This is a genomic window from Rhizobium etli 8C-3 (genome assembly GCF_001908375.1).
GTDB classification, from domain to species: domain Bacteria; phylum Pseudomonadota; class Alphaproteobacteria; order Rhizobiales; family Rhizobiaceae; genus Rhizobium; species Rhizobium etli_B.
In genome coordinates, this window is record NZ_CP017244.1 from 2,012,951 (window position 1) to 2,027,445 (window position 14,495).

Here is a 14,495-nt window from a genome sequence, read left to right on the forward strand (position 1 = left end):
ATTGAAAAGACGCCAGCTGGCGCCGGGCTTGGGAGAGCCTGAGGTCTGGAGGACTATCCAAATGACATTTGCTGGAGGATCGCCGGCGACTACCCCGGCTGCAGCCAAGAGCGAGTATGTCCTTGAAATGCGAGGAATTTCCAAGTCTTTCCCGGGCGTTCGTGCACTCGATGGTATGAATTTGAGAGTTCGACCAGGCAGCGTGCACGTTCTAGTCGGCGAAAACGGTGCCGGCAAGTCCACCCTGATGAAGATCCTGAGCGGCATCTACACCATCGATGAAGGTGAGATTTTCTTTCAAGGTGAAAAGCTTGATCACCAAAATGCTGCGGCCGCTTTGGATCGCGGCATCTCGATGATCCACCAGGAACTCAGCCCTGTCCTCGACATGACGATCGCCGAGAACATTTTCCTCGGCCGTGAACCGACGGTCGGTAAAACGGGCGTCTTCGCCTCATTCGTCGACTTCAACCAAATGAATTCCGATACCCAGAAACTTCTCGATCGGTTGGGGCTCAAATATTCCGCCCACGCCAGAATGCGAGATCTTTCAATCGCTGCCATGCAACTGATCGAAATCGTGAAAGCGATCTCGCGGGACGCGTCACTGGTCATCATGGATGAGCCGACGTCTGCGATCAGCGACACGGAAGTGGCAATGCTATTCCAGCAGATCGCGGACCTGAAGTCGAACGGCGTCGCGATCATCTATATCACCCATAAAATGGATGAAATTTTCCAGATTGCCGACGATATCACCGTCATGCGGGATGGTGAGTTCATCGCGACCGGGCCGTCCACAGACTACACCGAAGCCAAGCTGATCTCTCAAATGGTTGGCCGGACCATTTCAAGTATCTTCCCGAAAGATGATGTGCCGATTGGCGACGTCGTTCTGTCCCTTGAGAATGTCAGCCGCGCCGGTGTCTTCGAAGATGTCAATCTGACGGTGCGCGCGGGCGAGATTGTTGGATTGGCAGGATTGATCGGTGCCGGACGAACGGAAGTCGCCCGTGTGATTTTCGGGCTCGACAAGTGCGACGCCGGGACTATTCGACTCAATTGCACGCCGATCAAGATCTGCTCTCCGACCGATGCAATTCGGCACGGCATCGCCATGGTTTCGGAGGACCGGAAGGCCGAGGGGCTCGTACTCTGCCGGTCAGTCGGGGAGAATATTTCTTTGGCCAATCTGAAGAAGTTTGCCTCCGGCTTGTTTATCAGTGAGCGCCAAGAGGAAAGTGCTGCTCAGCGTATGATCGAGATGCTCAAGATCAAGACGCCGAACACGGAGATGATCGTCGAGAACCTGAGCGGCGGCAATCAGCAAAAGATCGTGCTGGCAAAATGGCTGTTGGGCGATCTCAAGCTTCTGATCCTGGACGAACCGACGCGTGGGATCGACGTTGGCTCCAAGTCGGAAATCCACAAACTGATGACAGAGTTCGCTCGCCAAGGCCTGGCGATCATCATGATTTCGTCGGAACTGCCTGAGGTTCTCGGGATGAGCGATCGCGTCGTAGTCATGAGCGAGGGCCGGGTGGCGGGCGAACTGACAAGAAGCGAGACGACGCAGGAAAATATCATGCGCCTCGCAACCGGAGGACACTGATGTCGATGGAAACGGCAACCAAAATCGAGAAGGATGGCGCAAAAGCTTCATCCTCAGCGACCAGCCTGAACTTTGCGCAAATTTACCGCAGGTACGGGACGATGCTGATCTTTATCGGCATCTGTATCCTTGCGTCGCTCCTGAGCCCCACATTTTTGACTGAAGCCAACTTGACGAACGTGCTTCGCCAGGTCGTGGTCGTCAGTCTGCTCGCCTGCGGTGTCACCTTCATTATTATCCTTGGGCATATCGACGTGTCGCTTGGATCCGTCCTCGCACTTTGCGGGGTGATTGCGACAAGTGTCATGGCTATGACGGGAAGCGTCATCCTGGCCGTTGCTGCCGGCATCGCCGTCGGCATCTTTACAGGCCTTATCAATGGCTTCGTCATCACCTTCTTTCGCATCCCGTCCTTTATTATGACGCTTGCGATGACGACAGTCGCTCGCGGTGGGGTCCTGCTCTACACGGGCGGCTCACCGATCACGGGTCTTGGTGACTTCAAAATCATCGGCCAAGGGTCATTTGGACCGATCCCGATCTCGGTCCTCATTCTGGTCGTCTTTGTGATCGCCTCGTGGGTCTTGCTCAACAAGACAAAGTTCGGGCGATACGTCTATGCGGTCGGCGGCAACGAAAGGGCGGCCCGTGCCTCTGGCATCAATCCCGACAGCATCGTCGTCAGGGCATTCATCTTCAACGGAATCCTTTGCGCGGTCGCTGGCATCGTCCTCATGTCACGCATCAATTCTGGACAGCCGGCCGGTGGTGTCGGTTACGAGTTCGATGCGATTACGGCCGTCGTCGTCGGTGGCACCAGCCTCATGGGTGGTACCGGAACGATCACCGGAACTATCATTGGTGCGATGATCATCGGTGTCATCAACAACATCCTTAATCTCCTAAATGTCAGTTCTTACTGGCAGCAGATCATCAAGGGACTGATCATTGCGATCGCGGTCATCCTTGATGTTTGGACAAAGTCGGCCCGCAGTAAGAAGAAGGCCTGACGCTGTTCAGGCCGCACCGCAAACGCGGCCAGGACCATCTCTGTGTGCGCCAATTGGCGCGTGGACGTGAACTCATTTCAATTGGGAGGACCCTATGAAACTCATCGCTAAACTCGCGCTTGCCTGCGCAGTCTCGGTTTCCGCTCTGTCTGCTGGTGCAACCTTTGCCGCTGACAAGTTCGTCGTCGGCTACGCTAATATGGCCGACACCGACGTCTTCGTAATGGCCCGCAAGAACGCCTTCATCGAAGCTGCCAAGTCCGATCCGGCCGTCGAAGTCAACTTCTCCGATGCCAACAACGACGCCAGCAAGCAGCTCGACCAGATCGACAATTTCATCGCTCAGAAGGTGGATGCCATCGTTGTTGTTCCAGTCGATTATCAGGGTATTGTCCCAGGCGTCGAGAAGGCCAACGCGGCTGGTATCCCGGTTATTGCGCTCGGCATCCAGTCGGCTGGCGGGAAGTACACCTTCGTCGGTTCCAAGAATATCGACGCGGGCCGTCTTCAGGGCGAATACATGAAGGCGCACCTGCCGAAGGACGGGAAGATTCTCTATCTCGAAGGCACGCCGGGCCTGTCTCATACGCAGGAACGTAAGAAGGGTTTCGAAGAGGCCCTTGGTCGTTCCGATGTGACGACTCTCGCCAGCCTGTCGGCGAACTATGACCGAGCCGAAGGCATGAAGGTTACGGAAGATTGGATCCAGAGTTTCCCGGAGTTTGACGGCATCATCGCCGCCAACGACCAGATGGCGCTCGGTGCTCTCGAAGCTCTCAAAGGTGCCGGCCGTCTCAAGGGCGTCCTGATTTCAGGCGTGGACGGCGTACCGGATGCACTGACGGCCATTAAGGCAGGAGAAATGTCCCAGACGATCTTTCAGGATGCTGCTGGCCAGGCAAAGGCCGCCTTTGAGGTTGTCGAAGGCGTCAAAAAGGGCGAACAGCCGCCGGCTGAGAAACTCGTCCCCTTCGCGTCGATCACCAAGGACAATGTCGACCAATTCACCAAGAAGTAATGCCTCCCGAGGCGTGTCGGGAATTCGTTCCCGGCACGCAAATCTTGTTAAATTGCCATCAGCCCTTCCGAAACACAGGAAAAACCATGACAGTTAGAATCGCAGTTATCGGCGCAGGCCTGATGGGCGCGGATCACGCAAAGATCGTTGCGGAAGAGATGCAGGGCGCGACACTTCAGCTCGTCTGCGACATGGATGAAGCCCGAGCTCGCGACGTAGCTAACCTGTACGGCGCCGTTGACGTTGTCAGCGACCCCCAAGCCGCAATCAACCGCGATGATGTTGATGCCGTAATTGTGGCAAGCCCCGACTTCACGCATGCGCCGCTGTCCCTCGCCTGTATTGCAGCACGAAAAAAAATTCTTTGCGAGAAGCCCCTGTCGCAATCTTCTGACGAGTGCCTGAAGGTGATAAAGGCCGAAATAGCTGCCGGCGCCAAATTCGTGCAGATCGGCTTTATGCGCCGTTATGATCAATCCTATGTCGAGATGCAACGGGCTCTCAAAAGTGGCGCGACCGGCCGCGCTCTGATGATGCACAACTTCCATCGAAACGTGGAAACGCCCGCGTCGGACTTTACAGGTGCCATGGCGATTACCAATTCGGCGCCGCACGAGTTCGACGTCGTTCGCCATGTGTTGGGAACCGAGTTTGTGTCCATCTCCGCGTTTCAGCCGAGACGATCCGATGCCCTCGTCGCTCCCGTGGTCATGGTGCTGGAGACAGCAGATGGCCAGCTTGTAAACATCGAGATCAACAATAACGCGGCCTATGGTTACGATGTCCGCGCCGAGCTCGTCGGTGAGAAAGCAGCCATTTCGATGAACCAGGTTGCGTTCACGCGCCTCGACCAAGCGCTCGGGCAGCATACCGGATACGACGCCGACTGGCGTGGCCGGTATTTTGACGCCTATCGGCGGCAGAATCGTGCATTCCTTCGTTTTGTCGAATCCGGAAACTTTCCCGAACTCGCCTCCAGCTGCTGGGATGGATACTGCGCTGCCATTGCCGCGGAGGCTGGCGTCAAAGCATTAATCACAGGGCGCAAAGTCGCCGTCGAGATGATCAATAAGCCGGAGTTTTACGCATGAAATTGGGTTTTGTATCCGACAGCCTCGGCGGCTTGCCGCTGACTGAAATGCTCGAACACGCAAAGCGTATGGGCGTGTCGGGCGTCGAGGTCAATACATGCGGCTGGTCGACCGCTCCTCACTTCAATCTGAAGGCCTTGCTCGGGAATAAGACGGCCCAAAAATCCTTCCTGGAAAAGTTTTCTGAACGGGGCCTCGAGGTGATCAGCCTCAATGCAAATGGCAACCCGTTACATCCCACAGACACGATGCAGGGTGAAGGTCTAAAGGATACGATACGTATTGCGGGCGAAATGGGTGTAAAGACCGTATGCACCATGTCTGGACTGCCTGCTGGCAGCCCGAACGACACGATGCCGAACTGGGTTGTCTCGTCCTGGCCACCGGAAACACAGGCTATTCTGCGTTATCAATGGGAGGAAAGGCTCCTTCCCTTCTGGAACGAAATCGTCGCACTTGCGAAGGAAAATGGCGTCGAGCGAATTGCGCTTGAGCTCCATGGCAACCAGTGCGTCTACAATGTTCCCTCCCTCTTGAAGCTGCGTCAGGCTGTGGGGCCTATGGTGGGCGCAAATCTGGATCCTTCCCATTTGTTCTGGATGGGCGCGGATCCCCTGATCGCAGCAGAGGCGCTAGGGGACGCGATCTATCACGTCCATGCGAAGGATACCATCCTCAACGCCCCCAAGCAGGCCGTAACCGGCCTTTTGGAGAATGGCAGCCTGATGGACATTCCCGCCCGTAGCTGGTCGTACATCACGCTCGGTTTCGGACATGGGGAGGAATGGTGGCGCCAGTTTTGCTATCGCCTGAAGATGGCAGGATATGATGGCTGGCTGTCGATCGAACACGAGGACGTGCTTTTGAACTCGCTGGAAGGCTTGGAAAAATCAGTCGCCCTTCTTCAGGGTGTCATGCCCAGCGCGCCAGCAGACTACCAGCCGCAGGCAATTTAAGGAGGGGCGGCCGCCTCCCCGATCATATCATTGAGTTGTCAGCCAGCATCACGAGCTGATGCGGACCGCAGCGCCACATTGTCTCGCGGTGATCACGCGGGTTGGTAATGAAGATATAGGCCGTTTCATCCGTGAACAGTTGGTGCGTGAGGGCGTCAGTATGCGAGGTGTTACCCCACCCGATCCGGAAGGATTGACGGCTTGGTCATCCTTGGAAAGGTGGGGCAAGCCTTTCGATCTCGAAGAACTGATCCGAAAAAGCCTGCCGCGGGAGGAGGTGCGGCAGGCTTTTCGAGAGATTTGAACAGCGGCTCGGAGGAGGAGTGCCGCTACTCCGTCAGGCGCCCCTTGGGGACGATCCAATTCCAATACAGTGCCACAATCCTCAGGCTTGCTGGGTGATGGGAGATACTGGCTGCCTCCATGCCAACCTCGATCGGCAGCTCGCTCGCGCACATTTCGCCCACCTGGCCATTTGTTGGGAGCTTTTTGCTGCGGGTCCCTTTGCCCGTGCGATCACGTCCCGCACACGATGCCCTAAGGCCGTCAAGGTGGTAGGCCACAACCATTGCCGAGGCCGATCTGCGCCCTAATTGCAAAAGACTTGGTGAGAACGGCCGACACATCGATGTCTTCGAGCGACGCCAAGATCACGGAGGCGGAATTGGAAAATGAGCTCGGCCCCCGTCGCGTCTATTCGACCTCGCCATCCTCCCCTTCACGCATGCCTGCCTTCGCGAGTGTACTCGCGGTTATCGCCATTTTGTATTTCGGCAAGGACGTTCTTCTTCCTCTAGCAATCGCAGTCCTGTTGACGTTCGCGTTGGCTCCCATCTCCTCTCGTCTTCGAAAGCTTGGCCTGCCCCGTATTCCGGCGGTAATAGTCACTGTCGTGATCGCTTTTCTTGTCCTCGTCCTGTTCGGGCTTGTCGTAGCGGGACACGTTGCCGAAGTTGCCCAGAACCTTCCGGCCTACCAGGGCAACATCATAGCAAAAATTCGGTCTCTCCAGGAAAGTGGAACCGATAGCGGTATTGTGCGGCGCCTGACGTCCGTCGTTGAGAGCGTCGGTCGAGAGCTCAGCAACGCCGAGGAGCGCCCAATTGCTCCAGGTACCGGATCAAGACCAAGGGAGCCCCTGCTCGTCGAAATATTCGCGCCTAGCAGACCAATCGAAACGCTTACTAGCCTGATTGGTCCTCTGCTCGGCCCCATCGCCTCATTGGGCTTGATCATCGTCGTCGTAATATTCATGCTTTTAGAGCGGGAAGAGCTTCGCGATCGCTTTATACGGCTCGTAGGCTATGGAGATCTGCATCGCACAACAGAAGCTATCCAGGAGGCGGGTAGCCGGGTCGCGCGGTATCTTCTTATGCAGCTGGTGGTGAATTGCGCTTACGGCGTCCCCTTGGCGATCGGCCTGTGGGCGGTTGGCATTCCAAATCCAGCGCTGTGGGGCATGCTAGCCATCGTCCTTCGATTTGTCCCTTATATCGGGCCTGTAATCGCGACGATTCTGCCGCTGTTCCTGGCCTTTGCAGTTGACCCTGGCTGGAGCCTTGTTCTCTGGGTTGGGGCCATCTTCCTCGTGCTGGAATTGACCAGCAACAACGTCGTCGAGCCCTGGCTCTATGGTTCTCGTACCGGACTCTCCCCGCTGGCAATCATCGTCGCGGCGATTTTTTGGGCATGGCTATGGGGACCAGTCGGTCTCGTACTGTCCACGCCGCTGACCGTGTGTCTGGCAGTGTTGGGGCGGTATGTCCCGCAGTTCGAGTTCCTTGAGGTCGTTTTTGGTAGTGACCCGGTGCTCGATCCCAAGGAGCGGCTTTACCAGCGGCTTCTTGCCGGCGATCCCGACGAGGCGACCGATTACGCTGAGGAATTCCTTGAGGAGGATTATCTGGAGGATTACTACGGCAAAGTTGCCATTCCCGCTCTTCTACTCGCGGAAAAGGATAGGCGTCGAGGCGTCTTGACCGCGGAGCAGATGGAACAGGTGTTCGGGACCGCCATCACACTGGTCTCGAACCTTGCGGAAATCGCGCAGGAAGAAGAGGAAGAGGAGGGAGAAGAAGAACAGAAGGAGAAGGAATCGGCAGCTCGGCCCAGCACCCCCCCTAAGGAAGGCAATGGAGATGAAAGCGAACTACCTGACGGACGTGGCAAGACCATCTTCTGCATCGGAGGCAGGGGGCCGCTCGACGACGCGTCGGCTGCGATGCTCGCCCAGGTTCTTCAGGTACAGGGAGCCGAGGTGGTCGCAGCGAGGCATTCTGACATCCCCAATCGCCGCGCCATGAGCCTCGTTCCGAAACAATCGAACGCCATTGTGGTTTGCTTCCTCAACGAGGACTCGGCAAGGCACGCCAGCATACTTGTTCGTCGGTTCAAGCGCACATACCCAGCCATACGCGTCGGCGCGGTCCTTTGGGTGGAAAACCAGGAGAAAAGGCAACCGCCCACGCTTCGGGAGGCGGATTTCGTTGCCACCACCTTGACCTCGGCTGCCCGCGAGGCACTCGCCGATGCACCACCATCGTTGGTGGCGCCCGCGCGCAAGATTCGTACCAGGCGGTCCTCGAACAAGACAGGCATAGCCGCCGCGCGGTCCGATCTTTAGCGGCAAACCCCAGGCGCCGTCCAGCGGCCGGCATTCGGTAGCAGCCCCATGATGACGTGCCCCGTTAAAATAGACCATTGAGGATTGCGGAGAACTTCGACGTATTCGGGCTTTCGCGCACGGCTGAGGAGATCGCCGCGATCAACGCCCTCGACACCGGCAAGCGCGGCCTGGAACCCGCCAGCGTCATCCCCGAGACGTTCACGTTCAGGATTCCGGACTGATCGCAACCTCCCTCATCTTCCACGACGGACGTGGAAGCTGACGTCGCGTTGCTCCCGGCTCGAGACATAAGGTGGGAGACTGCAACTTATGTATCAGGCCGGCAGCGGCTCGTGAAACGACACCAGCCATTTGCGCTGTTTGCACCGCCAACGATCTCACAGCCATTCGGCTCTAGGAGATGGGTAAACCCAGCGCAGCGTTCCCCCGCGACTGGGGTGTCCTGGTAAAGCGCCAGCGCTTGGTTGTCTTTCCGGCTGCCATCGGTCGAGACATACAAGCTGAGGCTCGCCGGCGCTGGCAATCGCCGCACCGGTCTCAACTTGCGGCGAGACAGCACTCGGCCTTAAGCTGCCGATCCGTGGTTCACATCATGATCCTTATCATGGTCCTTTCCGAGAGCAGCGGAGACCAATCCGCTCAGTTTCCGGTGGCCAATCGTCACTCGTCGCAACTGGCTCAGGTGGTCTTGAGCGTACCGTTCATCCCTTCCGGATAGAAGCCGCCCTTGCTCACTCCGTCCTTGTCGGTGAGGTAGACGATCCGGAGCACCTCCTGCGGCGATCTGGTGAACGCGATCGCATCGGGCGTCGAGGGAACGATGTTGGCTTTTCCGTCCCCCTGGATCCCCTGGTCCTTATCGTCTGATCCGTCGATTTTGTCTCGGGCATCGGAGACAGCGTTGGCCGCCTTCCAGGCTTCCTCCCCCTTTCGGTATAGCGTAGATCGCGCCATTCCCATGTGATAGGCCTCGACCGCCAGGATGCCTGCGGCTGCGGCGAGGAAGTCCTTGTTCTTCAGAACTGTCGTCGCACCGGCATAGGCGGTGACGCCGACATCCTCGAACAACATCCCGCCGAGAACGAAGTTCGTCTCGTTGCCGAAGGGGTCGAAGTCCGGCCCGAGGCCCGCTGCTTCCGCGACGGCTTTGAAGCCCGCACCGAAATCGATGGCCGGCCGGTCAACCGCGTCGGTTCCAAGCGTCTTGCGGTAGAAGCGGACGTGCGCCAGTTCGTTTTCCGCGACTTCCTGCATGAATTCGCCGATGGCGGGCGTTTCGAAAGAAACTTGCTTTCCACCAACGACGTCACCGGGTTTCGAACCGGCATCGGCTGCGTCGATGCCTTTTCCGGTGGTGCCGCGGAGGTAATATTCAGCCTCCATATATTCGAGGTTGAGCGCAAAGCGGAAAATGTCCTCGTCCGATATGTCCTGTGCCAATACCGGAGAAGGCCGCGCGATTCCGCTGAGTGCCGCTCCGGCACCGAGTACGATAAGTCCCTGAAGCGACTGACGCCGGGATAGGTGAAGTGCGCCTTGCATGGCGGTCTCCTTGTTTGTTGATTCAACACCGCTGTCAGCACCGCGGCACCGAATGCATTTGCCTGACCATTAGATGGTCCGGGCCGCCAAAATATTCCCGTGTCCCGCGACAAAGGCGCTGCGAAAAGAGCCGGCGTAATCTCAGCGTGGACGGCGTCTACGTGCGCTCAGTCGTTGCGTTCAACAGATGAGTATCCTTTCGAACCAGCCGGACTGCGAGCTGATCGAGGACTGATTGCGCGAGGCGGTCACAACGAGCGCCAGCGAAGAGAAACGTATCCGTGAACACGGTGGCGAGCTTGTCCTGCAGCGCCTCGCGGAGCAGCCGGCGTGCGCGATAAAGACGGGTGCTCACTGTCTGAGGTCGCAATGCCAAAAGAAAAGCCGTTTCCTCAATGCTCATTTCCTCGACGTCGCGCATGACAAAGACGATGCGAAAGGGCTCTGGCAAGTCACCGACGGCTCGCTCCAGGAGGCCGCGGATTTCAGCGAGAGCGGCCGCCTCTTCGGGATCAGGCTTGTGTGCGCTGAACGGAGCGACCATGCCTTCGATGGCCTTCGCGTCTACGGTTGGTCGCCTTTTGCGGATTCGTCCCAGCGCCTCGTTCAGCGCGATCCGGGTGAGCCAAGTCGACAGCCGCGCCTCCGCGCGGAATTCGGCTAGATGGGTGAAGGCGTGGATATAGGTGTCCTGAAGTACGTCCTCCGCCTCGGCGTCGTCATTCAGGACGGCGCGGGCGACCCGGTGAAGCCGCTGATTGTGGCGCTTGATGATTAGCCAGAATGCGGCGGGGTTACGCTGTCGCGCGTGTTCAACCAGCCCCGCGTCGTCAAGGTCCTCTATTCTCACTGCCTCGGTGGATCCGCTCGGCTTCATCATCGGCGCTCCAGATGCATCAGCTTACTAGAGATAAACGTTTTCCGGCTTTTCGGTCTGCGGCCAGGTGGAAATTGGGACTCTAGCGGACCAGAGGTCTGCTGACCAAGTAAATCGGACTTGTTGCGGAGCAGTTCCATCTTCCGGTTTCGGCGCAACTGAGACTTGCAGTCGCGGTCGCGGGCGATGCCTCCTTTCAGGAAGCACGCGGCGGCCACCTTGCATCGCTGAACGAACTTCAGTTGCAGCGAACCTGCAACCGCCCAGAAAGCGCTAAAACTCAGCCACTTTGCCCCAGGAGGAGGCGGTGAGACGCTCTGGCCTGTAGGGAACAGGGTCGACAAGGGGCGAGCGTCCGGTGACGATATCTGCGATCAGATGGCCCGCACCGGGGCCGATACCAAAGCCGTGCCCGCTAAAGCCGGCGGCGAGAATGAAGCCAGGAATGCTGGGAATTTCGCCCACCGCGGGTACACCATCGGGAGTGCTGTCGATATAGCCCGCCCATTTCGACGCGATCCTGGCCTTTGCGAGAGCCGGCAGCAAATGCCGGGCCCGGCGGAGTATTTCGGCGATAGTGCTCTCATCCGCAGCCGGATCCAGAATGCGCATCCGCTCCATGGGTGTGCGTTCGTCGAGCCGCCAGCGCGTGAGCGATTCATGTCCCGAGCGCCACCCTTCAAGCCCGCCGGGCGCAAGGTTCCGCCAGCGGCGGGCGAACATCGGCACGAAATATCGGGCAAACCGGATCTGCTGCGCCGTAACGTCGACTCTGGCTCGGCCGCTGATCGCCAGCGTGTAGCCGCCATCCGCACGCCGCGTCGTCGAGACCTCCGTGGTGTGGAGCGCATCCGGCAGACCCTCGACACCGGGTTTTACGGATAAGATCGAAGAACGGACTGAAGCTTGAGGAAAACGCACATCCAAGTTGTTGCAGAACGACGAAGCCCACGCGCCGCCGGCAAGTACGGCGATTTTGGTCCGGATGGTGCCCTTTTCGGTGATGACGGCCGAGAGCTGACCACCAGTTGTTTCAATGCCACGGGCGGCGCAATTCTGGAGGACGATGCCGCCCGCATTGACGATCGCGCGCGCAACGGCTGGCGCTGCCTTGGACGGATCGGCGGTGCCGTCAGATGGCGAGAAGACACCGCCTTTCCACGGCTTGCCGGTGGCTTTCCCGCGCTCGGTCGCCTCAAGCGAGGACAGCATGAAAGTGGTCACCCCGACGGTGCGGGCGAAGTCCCGCCATCGCGCCCAGCCCTCCAGTTCCTTGTCCCTGTCGGAAAGATATAGAAGTCCGCAGCGGCGGAAACCCGTGTCTTCTCCCGCTTCGGCGGCGAACCGGTCCCAAAGATCGAGACTCTTGGTGGCGATCGGCAGTTCGCGGGCGTCACGGTTCTGTTGACGGCACCAGCCCCAATTGCGGCTCGATTGCTCAGCACCGATCAGGCCCTTTTCGACAAGCACCACCTTGAGGCCGCGGCGGACCAGGTAATAGGCCGCGAAGACACCGACAATCCCGCCACCGATGACGACCACGTCTGCTGCTTCTGGCTGAGAAGCCATTGTTTCTACACGAACGAGTGGCGCGGGCATGGATCATCTCCGTTGAGGCAAATCCATCCTATTGCGGGCTCCGCCTAAGTGGCGCGCTGAATTCAGGCGCGAACGAAATAATGTTCTGCAATTGACGGCAAGTACAACCATTTATGCCGGCTGGACGTTTTCCTGCAAAAATGGAAAACGTGGGAAGCTGTGTTATGCTCTTTGGCATAATCTACTGATAGGCGGGGCTCAAATGGCCCCGGGGGAGGCCGCATGAAGCTCGACCGTATCGACATCAAGATTCTCTACGAACTGCAGAAGAACGGTCGGATCACCAATGTGGAACTCGCCGAATTGGTTCACTTGTCGCCAAGCCCATGCCTGATGCGGGTGAAAAAGCTGCAGTCCGAAGGCTATATCGACGGCTATTCCGCGCTAATCAACACCGCCAAGCTCGGTCAGACCATGACGGTGTTCACCGAAATCACCTTGAAGAACCACCGGCAGATCGATTTCGCGCGCTTCCTATCAACCGTCGAAAAGATCGACTCCGTCATAGAATGCCACCTGATTTCCGGCGGCTACGATTACCTGATCAAGTTCGTCACCAGCGGCATCGCGGAATACCAGGAGATCATGGAGCGTGTCATCGACATGGATATCGGCATCGACCGATATTTCAGCTATGTCGTGCTGAAATCGCCGATCGTCAAATCGCACCTGCCGCTGACCAGCCTCTTTCCCTTGTGAGCTGGCAAAGGCCAGCAAATTTCGAGAGGCTACTACTAAGCGGGGCCATTCCGAGCTGCCGGAAGTGACCAAGTCTCTCTCGCGCGTCAAGTCATGAGGACCCTGACATCCCTGTCCTCGAGGGTCTGGTCGAGCGACTTCCGCGTCCGATCGACAATGGCGTCGATATCGCCGTCAGTGCAGCAAAGCGGCGGCGCATAGCCAAGCACACCATTGCCGAAGGCGCGAATGATGAGGCCGTTGTCCCATGCCCGGTCGAAAATCCGGCGGGAAGGGTCGGCCGCGATCGGAAGCGGCGTCTTCTTCGTCTTGTCCGTAACAAGCTCGATAGCCGCCAGCATGCCTCGGCCTCTGATGTCGCCGACGAGGGGATGGTCGGCAAGGCTCTGCAGCCCCTCCATTAATCGTTTACCGGCCCTGCGGCCATTTTCCAGGAGCCCGCCCTCGTAGAGGCGCAAAACCTCGAGCGCGACCGCCGCGCTTACGGGATGGGCAGAATAGGTATAGCCATGCCCCACTAGGGAGGCACCTGCGCCGTTTGCAATTGTATTATAAACGTGCTCGGTCATGAAGACAGCGCCCATTGGCACATAGCCCGAGGTCAGGCCCTTGGCGACCGTGAGGAAGTCCGGAACGATGTCATCTTCGCTGCAGGCGAAGAGCGGCCCGGTGCGCCCGAAGCCCGTAATCACTTCGTCGGCGATGAACAGGATGTCCAGTTCGCGGCAAAGCTCGCGCATAGCCTTCATCCAGCCCGTCGGCGGCACCAATACCCCACCCGAGCCCTGGATCGGTTCGGCGTAAAATGCTGCTACGCGCTCGGCGCCGATTTCCTCTACCTTGCGCCGCAGGGCCTGCTTCGACGCGGCGATGATCGCCTGCGGGTCGGTCCCGACCGGATTACGATAGGCGTAGTGCGAGGGGATCTTATGCTGCCACTCGAAGGGAATGCCGAAGCCGGCATGAAAGGCCGGAAGCGCGGTCAACCCTGCGCCCACGGTCGAGGAGCCGTGATAGCCTTGTTCGAGCGAAATGAATTGGTCTTTCTGCGGCGCCCCCTTGGCATGATAATAATAGCGGATGAAACGAACGGTGCTGTCGATGGCGTCCGACCCGCCAAGGGTGAAATAGACATGATTCAGATCGCCGGGAGACCGCTCAGCAAGCTCGGCTGCAAGCCGGATCGCTGGTTCCGAGCCGAGGCCGAAGTAAGCCGTGGCATAGGGCAATTCCCGCATCTGCCGCGCGGCCGCTTCGATGATGCTGTCATGACCATAGCCTGCATTCACGCACCAGAGGCCCGCAAAGCCATCGATGAGCTGGTGGCCGGTCGTGTCGGTCACGGTTGCGCCCGAGGCCGAGGATAGAACGCGCACGCCTAATTTTTCGTGGGCGCGGTAGGAGGCCACCGGATGAACGAGATGATTGCGATCGAGTTCTATGAGAGAATTGCTGAGCATCTTTG

At 58.3% G+C, this 14,495-nt stretch carries 12 protein-coding genes; 8 read left to right on the top strand and 4 right to left on the bottom strand.

Annotated features, from left to right (window positions below; translation table 11 throughout):
• Window positions 1-61 precede the first annotated feature (61 nt).
• From AM571_RS34420 to AM571_RS36790, 7 genes are all read left to right on the top strand, one after another.
• Complete coding sequence (locus AM571_RS34420; protein ID WP_420493396.1) at window positions 62-1,612, top strand: sugar ABC transporter ATP-binding protein; 1,551 nt, start codon at window positions 62-64, stop codon at window positions 1,610-1,612.
• Window positions 1,613-1,713: 101 nt separating this feature from the next.
• Window positions 1,714-2,622: an ABC transporter permease gene (locus AM571_RS34425; protein WP_420493412.1), complete on the top strand. Its 909-nt coding sequence runs from the start codon at window positions 1,714-1,716 to the stop codon at window positions 2,620-2,622.
• A gap of 94 nt (window positions 2,623-2,716) precedes the next feature.
• A complete protein-coding gene (locus AM571_RS34430; protein WP_074065374.1) occupies window positions 2,717-3,640 on the top strand; it encodes a sugar ABC transporter substrate-binding protein in 924 nt (307 codons plus the stop codon).
• Between the two features lie 86 nt (window positions 3,641-3,726).
• Window positions 3,727-4,731 (top strand): Gfo/Idh/MocA family oxidoreductase, encoded by a 1,005-nt coding sequence (locus AM571_RS34435; protein ID WP_074065375.1) that lies wholly within the window; start codon window positions 3,727-3,729, stop codon window positions 4,729-4,731.
• Window positions 4,728-5,687, top strand: coding sequence for a sugar phosphate isomerase/epimerase family protein (locus tag AM571_RS34440; protein ID WP_074065376.1), 960 nt, complete (start codon window positions 4,728-4,730; stop codon window positions 5,685-5,687). The genes AM571_RS34435 and AM571_RS34440 overlap by 4 nt, the downstream gene beginning before the upstream one ends.
• Window positions 5,688-6,315: 628 nt before the next feature.
• A complete protein-coding gene (locus AM571_RS34455; protein WP_196776374.1) occupies window positions 6,316-8,310 on the top strand; it encodes an AI-2E family transporter in 1,995 nt (664 codons plus the stop codon).
• 77 nt (window positions 8,311-8,387) lie between these two features.
• Window positions 8,388-8,534: a hypothetical protein gene (locus tag AM571_RS36790; RefSeq protein WP_155774576.1), complete on the top strand. Its 147-nt coding sequence runs from the start codon at window positions 8,388-8,390 to the stop codon at window positions 8,532-8,534.
• A gap of 457 nt (window positions 8,535-8,991) precedes the next feature.
• On the opposite strand, the gene AM571_RS34460 is transcribed toward AM571_RS36790, so the two are convergent.
• The 3 genes from AM571_RS34460 to AM571_RS34470 all read right to left on the bottom strand — a co-directional run bounded on the left by AM571_RS34460 (window position 8,992) and on the right by AM571_RS34470 (window position 12,331).
• Window positions 8,992-9,855, bottom strand: coding sequence for a ferritin-like domain-containing protein (locus tag AM571_RS34460; RefSeq protein WP_074065380.1), 864 nt, complete (start codon window positions 9,853-9,855; stop codon window positions 8,992-8,994).
• Window positions 9,856-10,012: 157 nt separating this feature from the next.
• A complete protein-coding gene (locus AM571_RS34465; protein WP_074065381.1) occupies window positions 10,013-10,735 on the bottom strand; it encodes an RNA polymerase sigma factor in 723 nt (240 codons plus the stop codon).
• 270 nt (window positions 10,736-11,005) lie between these two features.
• Window positions 11,006-12,331 carry an NAD(P)/FAD-dependent oxidoreductase gene (locus AM571_RS34470; protein ID WP_074065382.1) on the bottom strand — a complete coding sequence of 442 codons (1,326 nt, stop codon included), beginning with the start codon at window positions 12,329-12,331 and terminating at the stop codon, window positions 11,006-11,008.
• 222 nt (window positions 12,332-12,553) lie between these two features.
• On the opposite strand from AM571_RS34470, the gene AM571_RS34475 reads away from it, so the two are divergent.
• Window positions 12,554-13,030, top strand: coding sequence for an Lrp/AsnC family transcriptional regulator (locus AM571_RS34475; RefSeq protein ID WP_074065383.1), 477 nt, complete (start codon window positions 12,554-12,556; stop codon window positions 13,028-13,030).
• A gap of 86 nt (window positions 13,031-13,116) precedes the next feature.
• On the opposite strand, the gene AM571_RS34480 is transcribed toward AM571_RS34475, so the two are convergent.
• Complete coding sequence (locus tag AM571_RS34480) at window positions 13,117-14,490, bottom strand: aspartate aminotransferase family protein (protein ID WP_074065384.1); 1,374 nt, start codon at window positions 14,488-14,490, stop codon at window positions 13,117-13,119.
• Window positions 14,491-14,495: the final 5 nt, after the last annotated feature.

Bases quoted from the DNA above. Each gene is read 5' to 3' on its own strand.
- AM571_RS34420 (WP_420493396.1), top strand. From the start codon at position 62: ATGACATTTGCTGGAGGATCGCCGGCGACTACCCCGGCTGCAGCCAAG.
- AM571_RS34425 (WP_420493412.1), top strand. From the start codon at position 1,714: ATGCTGATCTTTATCGGCATCTGTATCCTTGCGTCGCTCCTGAGCCCC.
- AM571_RS34430 (WP_074065374.1), top strand. From the start codon at position 2,717: ATGAAACTCATCGCTAAACTCGCGCTTGCCTGCGCAGTCTCGGTTTCC.
- AM571_RS34435 (WP_074065375.1), top strand. From the start codon at position 3,727: ATGACAGTTAGAATCGCAGTTATCGGCGCAGGCCTGATGGGCGCGGAT.
- AM571_RS34440 (WP_074065376.1), top strand. From the start codon at position 4,728: ATGAAATTGGGTTTTGTATCCGACAGCCTCGGCGGCTTGCCGCTGACT.
- AM571_RS34455 (WP_196776374.1), top strand. From the start codon at position 6,316: ATGTCTTCGAGCGACGCCAAGATCACGGAGGCGGAATTGGAAAATGAG.
- AM571_RS34460 (WP_074065380.1), bottom strand. From the start codon at position 9,855: ATGCAAGGCGCACTTCACCTATCCCGGCGTCAGTCGCTTCAGGGACTT.
- AM571_RS34465 (WP_074065381.1), bottom strand. From the start codon at position 10,735: ATGATGAAGCCGAGCGGATCCACCGAGGCAGTGAGAATAGAGGACCTT.
- AM571_RS34470 (WP_074065382.1), bottom strand. From the start codon at position 12,331: ATGCCCGCGCCACTCGTTCGTGTAGAAACAATGGCTTCTCAGCCAGAA.
- AM571_RS34475 (WP_074065383.1), top strand. From the start codon at position 12,554: ATGAAGCTCGACCGTATCGACATCAAGATTCTCTACGAACTGCAGAAG.
- AM571_RS34480 (WP_074065384.1), bottom strand. From the start codon at position 14,490: ATGCTCAGCAATTCTCTCATAGAACTCGATCGCAATCATCTCGTTCAT.